This is a genomic window from Streptomyces sp. S3(2020) (assembly GCF_013044505.1).
In the GTDB taxonomy this organism is placed as follows: domain Bacteria; phylum Actinomycetota; class Actinomycetes; order Streptomycetales; family Streptomycetaceae; genus Streptomyces.
Genome location: NZ_JABERD010000084.1, coordinates 18,953 through 37,869, shown reverse-complemented (window position 1 = coordinate 37,869; position 18,917 = coordinate 18,953). Strand labels below are relative to the sequence as shown.

General features: G+C 69.1%; 13 protein-coding genes. 6 read left to right on the top strand and 7 right to left on the bottom strand.

Features of this window, described 5'->3' with window-relative positions; all coding sequences use genetic code 11:
- A partial coding sequence (locus HLK59_RS25575) for an acyl-CoA dehydrogenase family protein (protein WP_277349524.1) occupies window positions 1-432 on the top strand: 432 nt, incomplete at its 5' end.
- On the opposite strand, the gene HLK59_RS25570 is transcribed toward HLK59_RS25575, so the two are convergent.
- Entirely contained in the window at window positions 410-2,047 is a 1,638-nt protein-coding gene (locus tag HLK59_RS25570; protein ID WP_171143845.1) for a cytochrome bc complex cytochrome b subunit, read from the bottom strand. The two genes, HLK59_RS25575 and HLK59_RS25570, sit on opposite strands and share 23 nt — an antisense overlap.
- A gap of 112 nt (window positions 2,048-2,159) precedes the next feature.
- Window positions 2,160-2,888 (bottom strand): VWA domain-containing protein, encoded by a 729-nt coding sequence (locus HLK59_RS25565; protein ID WP_171143844.1) that lies wholly within the window; start codon window positions 2,886-2,888, stop codon window positions 2,160-2,162.
- A 98-nt stretch (window positions 2,889-2,986) separates the two neighbouring features.
- On the opposite strand from HLK59_RS25565, the gene HLK59_RS25560 reads away from it, so the two are divergent.
- Both HLK59_RS25560 and HLK59_RS25555 read left to right on the top strand, forming a co-directional pair.
- Entirely contained in the window at window positions 2,987-3,901 is a 915-nt protein-coding gene (locus tag HLK59_RS25560; RefSeq protein WP_171143843.1) for a rhomboid family intramembrane serine protease, read from the top strand.
- Window positions 3,898-4,806, top strand: coding sequence for a chitosanase (locus HLK59_RS25555; RefSeq protein WP_171143842.1), 909 nt, complete (start codon window positions 3,898-3,900; stop codon window positions 4,804-4,806). Before HLK59_RS25560 ends, HLK59_RS25555 begins: the two co-directional genes overlap by 4 nt.
- A 28-nt stretch (window positions 4,807-4,834) precedes the next feature.
- Here the strand turns inward: HLK59_RS25555 and HLK59_RS25550 are convergent, their stop codons facing one another.
- Both HLK59_RS25550 and HLK59_RS25545 read right to left on the bottom strand, forming a co-directional pair.
- Complete coding sequence (locus HLK59_RS25550; RefSeq protein ID WP_171143841.1) at window positions 4,835-5,872, bottom strand: hypothetical protein; 1,038 nt, start codon at window positions 5,870-5,872, stop codon at window positions 4,835-4,837.
- A gap of 11 nt (window positions 5,873-5,883) precedes the next feature.
- Window positions 5,884-7,725: a polysaccharide deacetylase family protein gene (locus HLK59_RS25545; protein WP_171143840.1), complete on the bottom strand. Its 1,842-nt coding sequence runs from the start codon at window positions 7,723-7,725 to the stop codon at window positions 5,884-5,886.
- A 447-nt stretch (window positions 7,726-8,172) separates the two neighbouring features.
- On the opposite strand from HLK59_RS25545, the gene HLK59_RS25540 reads away from it, so the two are divergent.
- The 3 genes from HLK59_RS25540 to HLK59_RS25530 all read left to right on the top strand — a co-directional run bounded on the left by HLK59_RS25540 (window position 8,173) and on the right by HLK59_RS25530 (window position 11,549).
- The gene (locus HLK59_RS25540) at window positions 8,173-9,417 is read left to right on the top strand and encodes a glycosyltransferase family 2 protein (protein WP_171143839.1); all 1,245 of its coding nucleotides are present in this window, start codon (window positions 8,173-8,175) and stop codon (window positions 9,415-9,417) included.
- Window positions 9,418-9,579: 162 nt separating this feature from the next.
- A complete protein-coding gene (gene wecB, locus HLK59_RS25535) occupies window positions 9,580-10,743 on the top strand; it encodes a UDP-N-acetylglucosamine 2-epimerase (non-hydrolyzing) (RefSeq protein ID WP_240982638.1) in 1,164 nt (387 codons plus the stop codon).
- Window positions 10,744-10,961: 218 nt separating this feature from the next.
- Entirely contained in the window at window positions 10,962-11,549 is a 588-nt protein-coding gene (locus HLK59_RS25530; protein WP_240982637.1) for a family 16 glycoside hydrolase, read from the top strand.
- Between the two features lie 98 nt (window positions 11,550-11,647).
- On the opposite strand, the gene HLK59_RS25525 is transcribed toward HLK59_RS25530, so the two are convergent.
- From HLK59_RS25525 to HLK59_RS25515, 3 genes are all read right to left on the bottom strand, one after another.
- Window positions 11,648-13,108: a glutamate synthase subunit beta gene (locus HLK59_RS25525; protein WP_171143838.1), complete on the bottom strand. Its 1,461-nt coding sequence runs from the start codon at window positions 13,106-13,108 to the stop codon at window positions 11,648-11,650.
- Complete coding sequence (gene gltB, locus HLK59_RS25520) at window positions 13,101-17,708, bottom strand: glutamate synthase large subunit (protein ID WP_171143837.1); 4,608 nt, start codon at window positions 17,706-17,708, stop codon at window positions 13,101-13,103. The genes HLK59_RS25525 and gltB overlap by 8 nt, the downstream gene beginning before the upstream one ends.
- A gap of 371 nt (window positions 17,709-18,079) precedes the next feature.
- Window positions 18,080-18,811, bottom strand: coding sequence for a VIT1/CCC1 transporter family protein (locus HLK59_RS25515; RefSeq protein ID WP_171143836.1), 732 nt, complete (start codon window positions 18,809-18,811; stop codon window positions 18,080-18,082).
- Window positions 18,812-18,917 lie beyond the last annotated feature (106 nt).

Here is an 18,917-nt window from a genome sequence, read left to right as displayed (position 1 = left end):
TCCCTCGCCCCCGCCCTCCTCCTGGCCCGCCTCACCACCGCCGCCCAGGCACTCGGCGTCGGTCTCGCGCTCCTCGACAGGACCGTCACCTACGTCAAGCAGCGGACCCAGTTCGGCGCCCCCATAGGCTCGTTCCAGGCGGTCAAGCACCGCCTCGCCGACGCCGAGATCGCCCTGGAGTTCGCCCGCCCCCTGCTCCTGGGCGCCGCCCTGACCATGGCCCCGGAGGACGTCGCCGCCGCCAAGGTCACCGCGTGCGAGGCGGCGTACCGGACCGCCCGTACCGCGCTCCAACTGCACGGCGCGATCGGGTACACGGCGGAGTACGACCTGTCGCTGTGGCTGACCAAGGCCCGCGCCCTGCGGACCGCCTGGGGCAGCCCGCAGGAGTGCCGGGCCGCCGTCCTGCTCAGTGGTGGTCGCCGCTGGTGATCCGCCGGTACTCCTCCACCGTCGGCTTGGGGATCCGCGTCTCGGGCCCGAACATCGCGTACGCCAGCCGCGCCCTGACCCGCTGGGAGACCGTGACCGGCCGCCGCACACCGTTGGTGTCGACGAGCGGTCCGATCTCGTAGGGCGGGTTCTGCTCGTGCTGGGTGAGGGTGTGCAGCTGGTCCTGCGCGAGGGGTTCGTGGATCTCGACGTACTCCCCGTGCGGCAGCCGTTTGATGACACCCGACTCCCGGCCGTGCAGCACCTTGTCGCGGTCCCGGCGCTGAAGCCCCAGACAGACCCGCTTCGTCACGATGAACGCGAGCACCGGCACCACGAAGACGGAGATCCGCACGAACCAGGTGATCGCGTTGATGGACAGATGCAGATGCGTGGCCACGATGTCGTTGCCGCCGCCGATCAGCAGCACGACGTACAGGCTCAGCCAGGCCACACCGAGGCCGGTACGCACGGGGACGTTGCGCGGCCGGTCCAGGATGTGGTGCTCGCGTTTGTCACCGGTGATCCACGCCTCGACGAAGGGATAGACGCCGAGGGCGAGCAGGATCAGCGGGAACAGCGAGAAGGGGATGAAGACCCCCAGCACCAGGGAGTGGCCCCAGGCGCTGATCTCCCATCCCGGCATCACCCGGATCAGTCCCTCGGAGAAGCCGAGATACCAGTCGGGCTGGGCGCCGGTGGTGACCAGGTCCGGACGGTAGGGGCCGAACGCCCACACGGGGTTGACCTGGGCGAGACCGCCCATGAGCGCCAGCACCCCGAAGACGAGGAAGAAGAAGCCGCCCGCCTTGGCCACGTAGACCGGCATGAACGGCATCCCGACGACCGTCTTCTCGTCCCGGCCGGGACCCGGGTACTGCGTGTGTTTGTGGACGAAGACCAGGATCAGATGCGCGACCACCAGGCCCAGCATGATCCCGGGCAACAGCAGGACATGGATCGGGAACAGCCTCGGGATGATGTCGTGGCCCGGGAACTCCCCGCCGAACAGGAAGAAGGAGAGATACGTCCCGATGATCGGGACCGACAGGATCGCGCCCTGTGCGAAGCGGATACCGGTGCCGGACAGCAGGTCGTCGGGGAGGGAGTAGCCGGTCAGCCCGGTCAGGATGCCGAGCATCAACAGGGTCCAGCCGAACACCCAGTTGAGTTCGCGCGGCTTGCGGAACGCGCCGGTGAAGAACACCCGCATCATGTGCACGAGCATCCCGGTGACGAAGACCAGTGCCGCCCAGTGGTGGATCTGCCGGATCAGCAGCCCGCCGCGCACATCGAAGCTGATGTCGAGCGTGGACTCGAACGCCCGGGTCATCACGATGCCGTTGAGGGGCTCGTACGAGCCGTGGTAGACGACCTCGACGCCGCTGGGCTCGAAGAACAGGGTGAGATAGATGCCGGTGAGAATGATGACGATGAAGCTGTAGAGGCAGACCTCGCCGAGCATGAAGGACCAGTGGTCGGGAAAGACCTTGCGCATGTTGGCCTTGGCCAGCCCGTAGAGGCCGAGTCGCCCGTCCGCCCAGTCGGCGAGTTTCTCGCCGTTCGCGGGGGTCCGTCCCCGCGTCTCGTTCACCGATCGCGCGCCGCCGTCCATAGGCCGTCGCCTCTTTCGTCGGATCACTCTCAGAGTGGCACGACGGCGCGGCCAAGCCAACGGGAAGGACCGCTTCCCGGCCGGTGGTTCGGACGCCGGTTCAGGCGCCGGTTCATACGCCGGGCGGGACGATCCCCTGCGCTCGCGCGGCCACCAGCCACTTCGGGAACTCGCCGACGATCCGGTCGTACAGCTCGCTGTCGGACACCTTCCGCGGCTCCGCTCCGGCGTGGAAGAACCCGGCGTTGTCGACGACCCGCTTGTCCGGCACGGACAGCTCGTCGAGCTTGCGCAGATAGTCGAACTGCTTGCTCCTGGTGTCCCCGAACCCGATGAACTGCCAGAACAGCGGCAGCCGGGCCGCCTTGCACAGGTAGCGTTCCGCGGCGAGTTTGTTGATCGGGCCGCCGTCGGTCTGGAAGACGACGAGGGCGGGTTCCCGCGAGCCGCTGTCGAGGTAGTGGTCGATGACCGCGTCCATGGCCAGGTGGTAGCTGGTCTTGCCCATGTGCCCGAGCCCGGCCACGATCCGCTCGATCCGCCCCTGGTGGTCGGCGAGCGCGATCTCGGTCTCGGCGTCGACCTCGGTGGAGAAGAACACCACCGGCACGGTGCCGTCGTCGTCGAGGTGCGCGGACAGTCCGAGCACCCGGTCGGCGAGCGCCTGCACACTGCCGTCCTTGTAGTACGGCTTCATGGACCCGGAGTAGTCGACGACGAGGTAGACCGCGGCCCGCAGCCCGTCGAGACCGTGCTTGCGCAGCGAGACCCCCGCGCTCTTGTAGAGGCTGACGAGTGCGGGCGCGGTCTCCTCGACCTTGGTGAGACTGATCGCCGCCATGTTCCCCCGCTTTCGCTCTCTTCACCGCTGTTCGCTATTTTGTTCGCCGCCGTCCCCACCGGCTCACTGATCGTCTCATCTCCCGAGGAGCCGCGGCTGTGGAACCCGAGTCCACCCTCACCACCTGCTACCGCCATCCCAAGGTGGAGTCCCATGTCCGCTGCACCCGCTGCGACCGGTACATCTGCCCGGACTGCATGCGCGAGGCGTCCGTCGGCCACCAGTGCGTGGAGTGCGTGAAGGAGGGCGCGCGGTCGATCCGGCAGGCCCGCACGGTCGTCGGCGGACGGGTGTCGGCGGTGCCGCTGGTCACGTACGTCCTGATCGGGCTCAATGTCCTGGCCTACCTCGGCGAGGTGGTCCGCCCGGAGATCGTCGACCGTTTCGCGATGCTCACCGCGGGGCTGGTGGGCCCGGACGGCGGCCACTACGTCTACCAGTCCTCCTACCCGTCGGACTTCCACGCGGAGGGTGTGGTGGCGGGACAGTGGGAGCGGCTGCTGACCAGTGGCTTCCTGCATCTGGAGCCCACTGCGGGAACGTTCGGCCTGATGCACATCGTGATGAACATGTGGTCGCTGTGGCAGCTCGGCCGGGTCGTGGAGCCGATGCTGGGCCGGGTCCGCTATCTGGCGCTGTACCTGCTGTCGCTGGTCGGCGGTTCGGTCGCGGTGCTGCTGCTCGCCGACCCGGGAGAGGGTGCCGTGGGCGCCTCGGGGGCGATCTTCGGGCTGGGCGCGGCGTACTACGTCATGGCCCGCCGGGTGGGCGCGGACATGCGGGCGGTCAACCGCTTCATGGTCTTCCTGCTGGTGTGGCTCGTGGCCTCCGCGGCCTTCACCTCCTGGGAGGGCCACCTCGGCGGCCTGCTCACGGGCGGCGCGGTGACACTGGCGTACGCCTATGTCCCCCGCGGACCGCGGCGCGGCCTGATCCAGTCGGTCGCCTGTGTGGCGCTGCTGGGGCTGCTGGTGGTCCTGGCGGTCGCGAGGGTCTCGGAGCTGACCCGATGAAGCGCCCCAAAGCCGTCCTGGTGTTCGCGGCCGTTCCCCTCGCCATCACGGCGGCGGCCTATCTCCTCGTCCCCTCGGACTCCGCCGATGCCCCGGCGCGACCGTCGGTGTCCGCCTCGCAGCTGGCACGCGAGGAGGCCAAGAGCCGTGCCGAGGACGAGCAGGCGGCGGACGACAAGGCGATCGCCGCCCTGCCGGCCGGGCTGTCCGCGCCCGCCAAGAAGGAGCTGGCCCAGCAGATCGTGGCGAGCGCCGAGAACTCCACCCTGGACTGGCGTTCCGCCTACGGCTACATCGAGGACATCGGGGACGGCCAGGGCTACACGGCCGGCATCATCGGCTTCTGCACCGGGACCAACGACCTGCTCACCCTGGTCGAGCGCTACACGAAGGCCCACCCGGACAACGGTCTGGCCCGCTATCTCCCCGCCCTGCGCGAGGTCGACGGCACGGACTCCCACGAGGGCCTGGACCCCGGCTTCACGAAGGCCTGGAAGGCGGAGGCCGGGGTCGAGGCCTTCCGCAGGGCCCAGGACGAGGAACGTGACCGCGTCTACTTCGACCCCGCGGTCCGCCTCGCCAAGCTCGACGGCCTGGGGACGCTGGGCCAGTTCATCTACTACGACGCCATGGTCTTCCACGGCCCGGGCACCAACTCCACCAGCTTCTACGGCCTGCGCGAGCGCGCGATCCACGAGGCCGACGCGCCCTCCGAGGGCGGCTCCGAGAAGGCCTACCTCGACATCTTCCTCGACATCCGCGAGCAGGCCATGCGCACCCGGCACGGGGACATCGACACGTCCCGCGTCGACACGGCGCAACGGCAGTTCCTGTACGACGGGAAACTGGACCTGGACACGCCGCTGACGTGGGCGGTGTACGGGGAGACGTACCGCGTGCCCTAGGGCGCGCGGGCTCTAGGGCACGCATGCTCTAGGGCGTGCCCCACGTCTCCCGCAGCACCCTCTCCGCCGGCTTCCCGTGCGGGGTGTACGCCAGCTTCGCGGGGGTCTCGGCGCTGTCCGGCCAGTCGTCCCACATCCACCAGCACACCCCGGCCCACCAGTCGCGTCCGGTGAACGTCTCCAGCAACGCCCGGTAGGCGGCGGCCTGTTCGGCGTCGCCGGTGCGACGGCTGAGGTCCCAGGCGTACGGCGCGGTGGTGGCGCCGCGCTGGCTGACGTAACCGGCCTCGGTGAACAGGATCCGCCGGTCGTGGCGCCGGGCGAACGCGGCGAGCTCCTCGCTGATCGGCTGCCAGGCGCGGCGCAGCCGTGCGGTGTCCTCGGTGGGTTTCCGGGACAGCGGCCAGTAGGCGTCGATACCGATGAGGTCGAGCTCCTTCCAGAAGCGGATCCCGCGGTACTCGTCGTAGTTGGCGGCGTAGGTCAGGGGGCCGTCGTAGTGGTCGCGGACGGTGTCGATGACCTCGGTCCAGGCCTCGGTGTCGCGGGAGACCCCGGCGAGTTCGGTGCCCACCGCGAGCTGTTCGGCGCCAGTGCCGGCGGCGAGGTCGGCGTAGTGGGTGAGGAAACGGCGGTACGAGGTGAACCAGGCGGGCCGGTCGCGGGGGCTGATCCCGGCGCGGTCGGCGTCGCCGGGCAGGTCCACATGGGGCTTGATCATCACCTTGAGGCCGGCCGCGTGCGCGCGCCGCACGATCCGCTTCAGGCTCGCGTCGCTCGCCGTCTCCTCGGTGGGGCGCATGACCGTGTCGGTGCGCCGCTGTTGGTACCAGGTCGGGGTGAAGGTGACCCAGCGGGCCCCGGTGGCCCGGATGTCCCGCAGATAGCGGTCGGCTGCGGGGCTGTCGTAGTCGGTGCGGTACCAGGAGGGCAGGGTGATGCCACGCATCGTCGAGATCGCTTCCTCACCGCGAGAGCCGCCGGAGTCGCTGGAGGCTTTGGTGGTCGTGCAGCCGGCGGCGAGGAGGGCCGCCACCGCGGCAGCGGCGACGGCCCTCCTCTTCATGAGCGTCGTCCTCACAGGCTCGTCGGGCTGACGAAGGTGTAGCCCAGGGCCTCGATGCCGTCGATCGTCTCCTTGAGCGGCTGGGTCGGGAAGTACGGGTGGTAGAAGAAGCTGGCGAACCCGTCCCGGACGGCCAGGTTGGCCTTGGCCGAGGCGATGAGATCGGCCGGCAGCCGTGCCGGATGGTTGTTGTACGCGTCCGGCTCGTAGTTGCCGATGTTCTCGGGCAGCACCTTGGTGCCGTACACGTCCTGCACGACGTACGGGAAGAACTGGCCGATGAACACGTTGGGTCCGGCGGAGTTGCCGCTGAGCGTTCCGGAGAAGTACAGCGAACGCTCCAGGCGGGCCGCGTAGTTGGCGCCGAACACCCGGTAGTCGGTGGCCGATGCCGCGTAGTGCGGGGTGGTCCACAGCGTCGGCCGCGGCAGCCCCGCGGCGGTGAACGCGGCGAGCGCGCTGGTCACCCGGCCCTGTGCCCAGGCGGTGGAGTCGCCGGTGACCGGGCCGTCGTACACCACGTTGTCGGAGGCGTCGACGTGGGCCCGGTAGAACTCGAAGTCGTCGCCGGTGACGCCGTTGTAGGGGTTGGCGGCATTGCCGTACTGGTGGGTGTAGCCGTGGTTCATGAGGACCGCGCCCCGGGCCAGCATGTAGTTCAGGGCGCTGACCACCTGCGGCCGCTGGGCGAGCGTCACCGTCTCCGGGACGCCGTTGTTGTAGGTGCCGTTGGGGTCGGTGTAGACGGGGATCACGTTGATGCCGTACGCGATGTTCTCCGCCTGCAACAGGTCGGCCATCGCCCGCAGTTCGGAGGGTTCGGAGTTGGGGCTGATGTCCTCCAGGCGCAGCAGCGCGCGGTGCCGTTCGGTGGTGGCCGGCGCGAGGGCGTCGAAGAGGAGGTCCTCCAGGACGATGATCCGGTCGCTCTCGGAGACGTACGCGAAGGGGATCTCACCGATGTAGGTCAGGTTGGACGACCGCACGGCCCACCCGAAGGTGTGCGCGTTGGAGGTGTCCAGGCCCTCCGCGACCCTGGTGACGGCGGGATAGCCGGGTCCGGTGAGGACGTTGGGGCGCAGCACGCCGCCGTCCTGGCCCACCGGGACCTTCCGGGTGAGGGTCTGGTTCTTGTACGTCACCTGTGTCACGGTGCCGATCGAACCGCCGTCCCCGTAGTACGACGTCGTCGGGTCCCAGCCGTACTTCTGGGTGAACTGGGCTACGCCCACCGAGTTCGCCATGTTCCAGATGTTGGCGCCCATCCAGATCACGGGCTTGGTCGTGGTGGAGGCGTCCTGGTAGAAGGCCGCCGGGATCGCGTCCGGGGTGTCGCAGCAGTAGTAGGTCGAGCCGATGTAGACCACGGCCGAGTACGACTCGACCATGCCGGCGGTGTACTGCTGGACGGGCTTGGCGGTGACCGTGCCGAAGTGGCCCGCGAGGTTGGCCGCGGCCATGGCGTACAGCTCGCCCAACTGCCCGTAAGGGCCTGCGGTGTCGTAGAGGACGAGTGTGGTCGGGTCGGCCGCGGCGGCGACGTCGGCGGCCTGGAGCAGGGCGGCCTGCCGGGTCACGGCCGACGCGGTCCGGACCGGGAAGCCGGTCGCGGTCGCCAGGGTGCCGGCGGACGCCTTCTGGCGGGGTTTGCTGTGACGTGCCCGGTCGGCCTTGAGCTGGGCCTTCGCCCAGCCCTTGAGGTCGACGCGGCTCAGTCCGGACGTCCCGGCGACGTTCTCGCGGCCGGGCCGGTCCCCACCGGGTGCGGCCTGGGCGCCCGCGGCCAGGAAGGTGCCGCTGAGCAGCGCGGCGACCAGCAGTAGGAGCATGGAGAACTTCGGTCTCACGATCATTCCCCCCACTTTGCCAATCCTTGGCAAAGGTTTTTCACAATAGGAAGTCACCGATTCTTATGACGGCCATGAAGAGTGTCAATGGCCTGAAGGGTGAATTCCTGCGGTGTTCAGGAGACGACACAAGAAGATCGGACATGTCCTTTTTCTGATTAACCTTCTGAGTCGCCCCCGGCGTCTGCTACGTTCACCTTCGCGCGTTGGGGACGCGTTGTGAAATGTGTGGGGGGACAATGTACGGACGACCCGCCCTGGGGGCTCTGCTGCCCCTGGCAGGGGCGATGGCCGCGCCAGAAGCCGTGCCCGGGCTGCCTTTGGCCAAAACCTTACAGGCGACGGCCGGGGCCGGATTCCTGCTCTATTGCCTGACCGCCTGTCTGATACTGCTGGCCCGGATACGGCTGCGCCGCCAGACGCGAAAAGCGCAGGCCACCGCTGGGAGCAGTCATGATCACTGAGCTGCTCCTGTGGTCGAGCATCACTTTGATCATCATGGCCGGCTGCTACAACACCAGTCTCTTTCTGCTGTCGAGGCGCAGAATTCGCCGTTCCCGAACAGACCGGAGAGACCGGTTCTATGTATTTCTTCTCGCCTGTCTCAACGAGGAGCAGGTGCTTTCGGAAAGCCTGGCGCGAATCACCTCACTGCCTGCCCGGAATTTTATGGCACTGGTGATCGACGACGGTTCGGACGACCGTACCTCCGAGATCGCGCTGGCCGCCGACCCGGATCTGGTCCGACTGCACCGGCGCAGTCCGCCGAATGCCCGTAAAGGCAAAGGCGCCGCACTCAATGACGGCGTACGCCACCTGCGGGAATCCGGTCTGCTCGCCGGTCATGACCCGGCGGACGTGGTCCTGTGCGTGGTCGACGCGGACGGGCGGCTCGACCCGCATGTGGTGCAGTCGGTCGACCCGTACTTCGACGATCCGAGAACGGGCGCGGTTCAGGTCTGCGTCCGTATGTACAACCGGCATCTCGGCCTGCTCGCCCGCATGCAGGACATGGAGTTCGTCGTCTACGGCGACGTCTTCCAGAGCGCACGCCGCTCCATCGGCAGCGTGGGCATGGGCGGCAACGGGCAGTTCATGCGGCTGTCGGCGCTCAACACCCTGGACGGCGAAGGGCCTTGGAGCGACAGCCTGACCGAGGACCTCGACCTCGGGGTACGGCTGATCGCCAAGGGCTGGACCAACCAGCACTGCACCACCGCGGCGGTCTCCCAGCAGGCCGTGCTCAGCCTGCGGCGCCTGATCCGCCAGCGATCCCGCTGGTTCCAGGGCCATCTCCAGTCGGCCGGTCTCGTCCCGCTCATCCTCAGGGACGTCCCGACCCGTGCCGCACTCGACCTGCTCTACCACCTCTCCAGCCCGGTGCTCATCCTGCTCACCTCGCTGCTGCCGCTGTCCTTCCTCGTCGCCGTCGGCGCCACCACCGTGGCCTCCGTCCGGGCAGGGCAGGCACTGGTCTCGCCCATGTGGCTGCTCGGCCCGTATCTGCTCTCGTTCACGGCCGCCTACGCGTACGGCTTCGTCTATGCCAAGCGTGAGCGGGAGCTCGGGCTGATGCGCTCGGTGCTCCTGGCCCATGTCTTCGTCTTCTACGGCTACATCTGGTTCGCCGCCGGCTGGTGGGGCTTCTGGCGGATGCTCACCGGCCAGCGAGGCTGGCTGAAGACCGCGCGCACCTGAGGACGTCCGGGCCGCGCCCGATCCCCGCGCGAATCCTCGACTCTGTGTCCCATCAGCTCTCCTGACGCCTCTCCCGTTACCTCTCTCATCACCTGTTACCTCTCTCATCACCCTCGACGTGGTCGCTGCGACGATCACGCATGCCCAAGGGGGGCACCCAACATGTCCACACCTCCGTCAGCCATGCCCGTACGCGCCATGCTGGTGCTCGGCACCCGGCCGGAAGCGATCAAACTGGCGCCCGTGGCGCGGGCGATGGCCGCCGGTCCGCAGTTCGAGCCGGTCGTCGTCACCACCGGCCAGCACCGCGAGATGCTCCACCAGATGCTCGGCATGCTGTGCGTCGACGTACGCATCGCCCTGGAGGTGATGCGCAGCCGGCAGCAGCTGTCCGACCTCACCGCCCGTCTGGTCGGGGAGCTCGGCGGTGCCATGCGGGAGCAGCGCCCCGACCTGGTCGTGGTGCAGGGGGACACCACGACCGCGCTGGCCGGTGCCCTGGCCGCCTTCTACGAGAAGATCCCGGTCGCCCATGTGGAGGCCGGACTGCGTACCGGCGTCATCGACAACCCCTTCCCCGAAGAGCTCAACCGCAGCCTCATCAGCCGTATCGCCCGCTGGCACTTCGCCCCCACCCCGGCCGCGGCCCGCCATCTGACCGACGAGGGCATCCCCGAGGAGCAGGTGTTCACCACCGGCAACACGGTGATCGACAACCTGCTGTGGGTGCTGGCCGAGGGCACCGGCGCCTCCGCGTTCCGTACCGCCGCCAAGCGGATCCTGGTCACCCTGCACCGCCGGGAGAACCAGGGCGAACGGATGCGCGGCATGGGACGGGCACTGACCCGGCTCGCCCGCCGGGGGGACGTGGAGATCGTGCTGCCGCTGCACAAGAGCCCGGCCGTACGGGACGTGCTGCTGCCCGAACTCGACGGTCACCAGGGCATCTCGCTCGTCGAGCCGCTCGGCTATCTGGACTTCGCGGCGACCCTGGCCGGGTGCGACCTCGTCCTCACCGACTCCGGCGGTATCCAGGAGGAGGCCCCCAGCCTCAGCAAGCCCTCGCTCGTGCTGCGGACGACCACCGAGCGGCCCGAGGCGGTCGAGGCCGGATCGGCCCGGCTCGTCGGCACCGACCCGGAGACCATCGTGGCCTGGGCGGAGAAACTCCTCGACGATCCGGTGGAGTACCGGCGGATGGCGGGCGCGGGCAACCCGTTCGGCGACGGCACGGCCGCGCGCCGGATCCTCGACCAGCTGGCCGAGGACTTCGCCGCCGATGTCCCGGTCGGCCTCACGGCATCCGGGCCATACTCGACGGCATGACGCCGTCACTCCTGCGCTCACGCCGACGGATTCCCCTGATTCCGCGGGGACTTCGGGCGGGGCTTCGGCCGGGACTTCGGTCGGGGCCCGCGTCGACGCGTCCACCAGGGCCTCCACCAGGACCTCCGCCGGAGCTTCCGTCGGGGCCGGGGCGCAGGAGCCGCGTCCTGGCCGGAGTCGCACTGGCTCTCACCCTGGCGGTCGGCCTGTCCGTCACCTTGAGCCGGTGCGGCTCGGACCCGGAGCCACGGCAGACCGCCCCCTGGGCCGACGGCTCCACCCACGGCCGCTGGACCTCCGTGTTCAACGGCCACGGCACCAACACCGGAGACGACGACTCCCTGACCCTGTCCCCGATGCCCGCCGAGGACCCCGGCACCACCCATGCCGGGCTGGTCGTCAGCACCGCGTCGTACGACGACGTGCGGTTCGCGTCCCGGATGCGCACCGTCGAGCAGCTGCGCACCCCGCACCCGAACCCGTGGGAAGTGCCGTGGCTGGTGTGGGCGTACACCGACGCGGAGCACTTCTACTACATCACCCTCAAACCGAACGGCTGGGAGCTCGGCAAGCGGGACCCGGCGTATCCCGGCGGGCAGCGGTTCCTGGCCACGGGGCACGAGCAGTACCCGGTGGGCGACTGGTCCTCGGTACGGGTGGAGCAGAAGGGCCCGCGGCTCACCGTGGAGGTGGACGGCAAGCGGCTCGTGACCTTCACCGACGCCGAACGCCCCTATCTCCAGGGCCGGGTGGGCGCCTACACCGAGGACGCCGCGGTGGAGTTCGAGGGGCTTCAGGCCTCCTGAGCATGCGACGGCGCCTGCCATCCGTCCGGTCGGGGACTGGGAGGCAGGCGCCGTCAGTGTTCCGTACGCCTTTGTACGGGACGTCTTTTGATGAACCGTCAGACCATCAGGGAACGGTCCGTCGGGCGGATCGGGGCCGGCAGTTCGCTGGCACCGGTCAGGAAGCGGTCGACGCCACGGGCGGCCGAGCGGCCCTCCGCGATCGCCCACACGATGAGGGACTGGCCGCGGCCCGCGTCACCGGCGACGTACACACCGGGGACGTTGGTCTGGAAGTCGGCGTCGCGGGCGACGTTGCCGCGCTCGTCGAGCTCCAGGCCGAACTGCTCGACCAGGCCGTTCTCCCGATCGGTGCCGGTGAAGCCCATCGCGAGGGTGACCAGCTGGGCGGGGATCTTGCGCTCCGTGCCCGGCTTCGAGGTCAGCTTGCCGTCGACGAACTCGACCTCGCTGAGGTGCAGCCACTGGACGTTGCCGTCCTCGTCGCCCTCGAAGTGGGTGGTGGAGACGGAGTAGACCCGCTCGCCGCCCTCCTCGTGCGCGGAGGTGACCTTGTAGAGCATCGGGAAGGTCGGCCACGGCTGGTGCGGGGCACGGTCCTCGCCCGGCTGCGGCATGATCTCCAGCTGCGTCACCGACGCCGCGCCCTGACGGTGGGCGGTGCCCACGCAGTCGGCGCCGGTGTCGCCGCCGCCGATGACCACGACGTGCTTGCCCTCGGCGGTGATGGGGGGCGCCACGAAGTCGCCCTCCTGCACCTTGTTGGCCAGCGGCAGGTACTCCATCGCCTGGTGGACGCCCTTGAGCTCGCGGCCGGGGACCGGGAGGTCACGGGCGGTCGTCGCACCGGCGGCGATGACGACGGCGTCGTACCGCTTCTTCAGGTCGGTCGCCTTGAGGTCGCGGCCGATCTCGATACCGGTACGGAAGCGGGTGCCCTCCGCGCGCATCTGCTCGATACGCCGGTTGATGTGCCGCTTCTCCATCTTGAACTCGGGGATGCCGTAGCGCAGCAGGCCGCCGACGCGGTCGGCGCGCTCGTAGACGGCGACGGTGTGGCCGGCCCGCGTGAGCTGCTGGGCGGCGGCCAGGCCCGCCGGGCCCGAGCCGATGACCGCGACGGTCTTGCCGGACAGCCGCTCGGGGGCCTGCGGCTCGACGTCACCGCTGTCCCACGCCTTGTCGATGATCGAGACCTCGACGTTCTTGATGGTCACGGCCGGCTGGTTGATGCCGAGCACACACGCCGACTCGCAGGGAGCCGGGCACAACCGCCCCGTGAACTCGGGGAAGTTGTTGGTCGCGTGCAGACGCTCGCTCGCGGCCGCCCAGTCCTCGCGGTAGGCGTAGTCGTTCCACTCGGGGATGAGGTTCCCCAGCGGACAGCCGTTGTGGCAGAACGGGATACCGCAGTCCATGCAGCGGCTGGCCTGCTTGCTGATGATCGGCAGCAGGGAACCGGCGACGTAGACCTCGTTCCAGTCCTTCAGACGGACGTCGACGGGGCGGGACTTGGCGACCTCACGGCCGTGGTTCAGGAAGCCCTTCGGGTCAGCCATTGATCGCCGCCTCCATCATCTTCTCGGTGATCTCGGTCTCGGAGAGACCGGCCTGCTCGGCGGCGGCCTTGGCGGCGAGCACTGCCTTGTACGTGCTGGGGATGATCTTGCTGAAGCGCTCCACGGACGTGTCCCAGTCGACGAGCAGCTTCTCGGCGACGGTCGAGCCCGTCTCCTCGGCGTGGCGGCGCACCACGTCGTGCAGCCACTGCTTGTCGGCCTCGTCCAGCGTCTCGACGGCGTCCACGTTGCCGACGTTGACGTTGTCGTGGTCCAGGTCGATGACGTAGGCGACACCGCCGGACATGCCGGCCGCGAAGTTGCGGCCCGTCTCGCCCAGGACCACCGCGTGACCGCCGGTCATGTACTCGCAGCCGTGGTCGCCCACGCCCTCCGAGACCACCAGCGCACCGGAGTTGCGGACGCAGAAGCGCTCACCGGTACGACCGCGCAGGAACAGCTCGCCGCCGGTCGCGCCGTACGCGATGGTGTTGCCCGCGATCGTCGAGAACTCGGCGAGGTGGTCGGCGCCCCGGTCCGGGCGGACGACGACACGGCCACCCGAAAGTCCCTTGCCGACGTAGTCGTTGGCGTCGCCCTCCAGGCGCAGCGTGACACCGCGCGGCAGGAAGGCGCCGAAGGACTGGCCCGCGCTGCCGGTGAAGGTGATGTCGATGGTGTCCTCGGGCAGGCCCGCACCGCCGAACTTCTTCGTCACCTCGTGGCCGAGCATGGTGCCGACCGTGCGGTTGATGTTGCGGATCGCGACCTGGGCGCGCACCGGCTGGGCGTCGGTGGCGCTGGACGCGGCCAGGGCGTCGGCGGCGAGCTTGATGAGCTCGTTGTCGAGCGCCTTCTCCAGGCCGTGGTCCTGCTCGATCACCTGGTGCAGAGCGGCGCCCTCGGGCAGCTCGGGCACGTAGAAGAGCGGGGCCAGGTCCAGGCCCTGCGCCTTCCAGTGGTCGACCGCGCGGGTCACGTCGAGGGTCTCGGCGTGGCCGACGGCCTCCTCGATGGAGCGGAAGCCCAGCTCGGCGAGGAGCTCGCGGACCTCCTGGGCGATGAACTGGAAGAAGTTCACGACGTACTCGGCCTTGCCGGTGAACCGGTCGCGGAGCGTCGGGTTCTGGGTGGCGATGCCGACCGGGCAGGTGTCCAGGTGGCAGACGCGCATCATGACGCAGCCGGAGACGACGAGCGGCGCGGTCGCGAAACCGAACTCCTCGGCGCCCAGGAGCGCGGCGATGACGACGTCGCGGCCGGTCTTGAGCTGACCGTCCGTCTGGACCACGATCCGGTCGCGCAGGCCGTTGAGCAGCAGGGTCTGCTGGGTCTCGGCGAGGCCCAGCTCCCAAGGACCACCGGCGTGCTTCAGCGAAGTGAGGGGAGAAGCACCCGTACCACCGTCGTGACCCGAGATGAGCACGACGTCGGCGTGCGCCTTGGAGACACCCGCGGCGACCGTGCCGACACCGACCTCGGAGACCAGCTTCACGTGGATCCGCGCCTGCGGGTTCGCGTTCTTCAGGTCGTGGATCAGCTGGGCCAGGTCCTCGATGGAGTAGATGTCGTGGTGCGGCGGCGGCGAGATGAGGCCGACACCCGGGGTCGAGTGACGGGTCTTCGCGACCCACGGGTAGACCTTGTGGCCGGGCAGCTGGCCGCCTTCGCCGGGCTTGGCGCCCTGGGCCATCTTGATCTGGATGTCGTCCGCGTTGACCAGGTACTCGGAGGTCACACCGAAGCGGCCGGAGGCGACCTGCTTGATGCTGGACCGGCGGGCCGGGTCGTACAGACGGTCCGCGTCCTCGCCGCCCTCACCGGTGTTGGACTTGCCGCCCAACTGGTTCATGGCGATGGCGAGGGTCTCGTGCGCCTCCTTGGAGATGGAGCCGTACGACATGGCGCCGGTGGAGAAGCGCTTGACGATCTCGGAGACCGGCTCGACCTCGTCGACGGAGATCGAGGGACGGCCCTCAGGTCCGGTCTTGAAGCCGAAGAGACCACGCAGCGTCATCAGCCGCTCGGACTGCTCGTTCACCCGGTCCGTGTACTTCTTGAAGATGTCGAAGCGGTTGGTGCGCGTCGAGTGCTGGAGGCGGAAGACCGTCTCCGGGTCGAACAGGTGCGGCTCGCCCTCGCGGCGCCACTGGTACTCGCCGCCTATCTCCAGGGCGCGGTGGGCCGGCGCGATGCCGGACGCCGGGTACGCCTTGGCGTGGCGGGCGGCGACCTCCTTGGCGATGACGTCGATGCCGACGCCGCCGATCTTGGTGGCCGTGCCGTTGAAGTACTTCTCGACGAAGGCGGTGTCGAGGCCGACGGCCTCGAAGACCTGGGCGCCGCGGTAGGAGGCGACGGTCGAGATGCCCATCTTGGACATGACCTTCAGGACGCCCTTGCCGAGCGCGTAGATCAGGTTGCGGATCGCCTGCTCGGGCTCCAGGCCGTTGATGAAGGTGCCCGCGCGCAGCAGGTCCTCCACCGACTCCATGGCGAGGTACGGGTTCACGGCCGCGGCGCCGAAGCCGATCAGCAGGGCGACGTGGTGGACCTCGCGGACGTCACCGGCCTCGACCAGCAGGCCCACCTCGGTGCGCTGCTTGGTGCGGATGAGGTGGTGGTGGACGGCCGCGGTGAGCAGCAGCGAGGGGATCGGCGCGTGCTCGGCGTCGGAGTGCCGGTCCGACAGGACGATCAGCCGGGCGCCGTTGTCGATGGCGGCGTCGGCCTCGGCGCAGATCTCGTCGATGCGGGCGGCGAGGGAGTCACCGCCGCCGGAGACCCGGTAGAGGCCGGAGAGCGTGGCGGCCTTCATGCCGGGCATGTCGCCGTCGGCGTTGATGTGTATGAGCTTGGCCAGCTCGTCGTTGTCGATGACCGGGAAGGGCAGGACGACGGAGCGGCAGGAGGCGGCCGTCGGGTCGAGCAGGTTGCCCTGCGGGCCCAGCGAGCTGCGCAGCGAGGTGACGAGCTCTTCACGGATGGCGTCCAGCGGCGGGTTGGTGACCTGCGCGAACAGCTGGGTGAAGTAGTCGAAGAGGAGACGCGGACGCTCGCTCAGCGCGGCGATCGGCGAGTCCGTGCCCATCGAACCGAGCGGCTCGCCGGCGGTCTTGGCCATCGGCGCGAGGATGATGCGCAGCTCTTCCTCGGTGTAGCCGAAGGTCTGCTGGCGGCGGGTGACCGAGGCGTGGGTGTGCACGATGTGCTCGCGCTCGGGCAGGTCGGAGAGCTCGATCTCGCCGGCCTCCAGCCACTCCGCGTAGGGGGCGTCGGCGGCGAGCTGCGCCTTGATCTCGTCGTCCTCGATGATGCGGTGCTCGGCGGTGTCGACGAGGAACATCTTGCCGGGCTGGAGGCGGCCCTTGCGGACGACCTTGGCGGGGTCGATGTCGAGGACGCCGACCTCGGAGCCGAGGACGACGAGGCCCTCGTCGGTGACCCAGTAGCGGCCGGGGCGCAGACCGTTGCGGTCGAGCACCGCGCCGACCTGGACGCCGTCGGTGAAGGTGACACAGGCCGGGCCGTCCCAGGGCTCCATCATCGTGGAGTGGAACTGGTAGAAGGCGCGCCGGGCCGGGTCCATGGAGTCGTGGTTCTCCCACGCCTCCGGGATCATCATCAGCACGGAGTGCGGCAGCGAACGGCCACCGAGGTGGAGCAGTTCGAGCACCTCGTCGAAGGACGCCGAGTCGGAGGCGTCCGGCGTACACACCGGGAAGACGCGCTCAAGAGCCTTGTCGTCGTTGCCGAACAGGCTGGAGACGAGCTGCGACTCGCGGGCCACCATCCAGTTGCGGTTGCCCTTGACGGTGTTGATCTCACCGTTGTGCGCGACGAAGCGGTACGGGTGCGCGAGCGGCCACGAAGGGAAGGTGTTCGTGGAGAAGCGCGAGTGGACGAGGGCGACGGCCGAGGCGAAGCGGCGGTCGGACAGGTCCGGGAAGAAGGGCTCCAGCTGGCCGGTGGTCAGCATGCCCTTGTAGACGATCGTTCGCGCGGAGAGCGACGGGAAGTAGACGTCGACCTCGCGCTCGGCGCGCTTGCGCAGCACGAACGCCTTGCGGTCGAGGTCGATACCGGAGCTTGAACCGTCGGCGACGAAGATCTCGCGGAAGGCCGGCATGGTCGACCGGGCGGTGGCGCCGAGCAGTTCGGGGGCGACGGGAACCTCACGCCACCCGAGGACGGTGAGGCCCTCTTCACCGGCGATGGTCTCGATCCTCGAGACGGCGTCCGCGGCCCCGTCCTCCGGAAGGAAGGCGATGCCGACGGCGTACGCACCGGCCTCGGGCAGCTCGAACCCGGCCACCTCGCGGAAGAACACGTCCGGGACCTGGGTCAGGATGCCCGCGCCGTCACCCGAGTCGGGCTCGGAGCCGGTGGCACCGCGGTGCTCCAGGTTGCGCAGAACGGTCAGCGCCTGCTCGACCAGCGCATGGCTCGCCTCGCCGGTGAGGGTGGCCACGAAACCGACGCCACAGGCGTCCTTCTCGTTGCGGGGGTCGTACATACCCTGCGCAGCAGGGCGAGCATCCATGAAGGACCACTTCTGGCCATTCGCGGAGTGCTGGGACGGCTGGCGCGGCGTACGCATCGGCTCTCCCGTCGTCGTCTCAAGTGGCATATCTGCGTGCCGAGGGACGACGTTGGCCCTCTGCGTGTGCGCAAAATTTCGTGCAGGTTACATGATGGAGCGGATCTCGGGAACCGGATACCCCGTTCCAACATGCGGACGCCACGAGATCGCGAAGCGGGTATCGCGGACGTGGCTTGAAGTGTGTGGGACCGAACAGGACAGATCGGTGTCTGACGGTCCAGAGAGCGGGGGGAGCGGCGTCGCCCACCTCGCGGGTGCGCGGCAGGCGTCATTGCCCACAGCGCTTACGGCTCATGCCCAGTGGTTAAGCATTCGAAACCAGTGAGTAACGGCTACTTATGCGGCCCAACGCATAAGTTCCAGTCGACCTATCCTACGGCCGTTCCGAACAAACCGCCCAGGGCGTACGTCACACCGGCCGCGGCACCCCCGAGCGCGAGCTGCCGCAGTCCACTGAACCACCAGCTCCGCGCGGTCACCTTGGCCACGACGGCACCACAGCCGAAGAGCCCGGCCAGCGCGAGGAGTACGGCGGGCCACAGCGTGGTGGCACCCAGCAGATAGGGCAGCACGGGAAGCAGGGCCCCCAGCGCGAAGGCCCCGAACGACGACACGGCGGCGACGAGCGGCGACGGCAGATCCCCGGGGTCGATCCCGAGCTCCTCGCGCGCGTGCATCTCCAGGGCCTGCTCGGGATCGCGGGAGAGCTGCTCGGCGACCTGCCGGGAGAGCCAGGGCTCGACACCCCTCGCCTCGTACAGGGCCGCGAGCTCGGCCTCCTCGTCCTGCGGATGCTTCCGGAGCTCCCGCCGCTCGACATCCAGCTCGGCCTCGACGAGCTCTCGCTGCGAGGCGACGGAGGTGTACTCACCGGCGGCCATGGAGAAGGCGCCGGCGGCGAGCCCCGCGAGCCCGGTCACCACGACGGCCTGCTGCCCGACGGATCCGCCGGCGACACCGGTCATCAACGCCAGGTTGGAGACGAGCCCGTCCATCGCCCCGAAGACGGCGGGCCGCAGCCAACCGCCGTTCACATCGCGGTGCGTGTGGTTGTCCCGGTGCGCCTCGTGCAGCGGCGCCTCGGTCTCGATGATGGCCATGCGAGATCCCCCAGAGAGCTGAGCCTAAGCTAACTTTAGACTGATTCTAATTCTTGATAACCAGACTCTATGTGCCGAAATTCCCGCCCGCCAGCAAGGAAAGGCT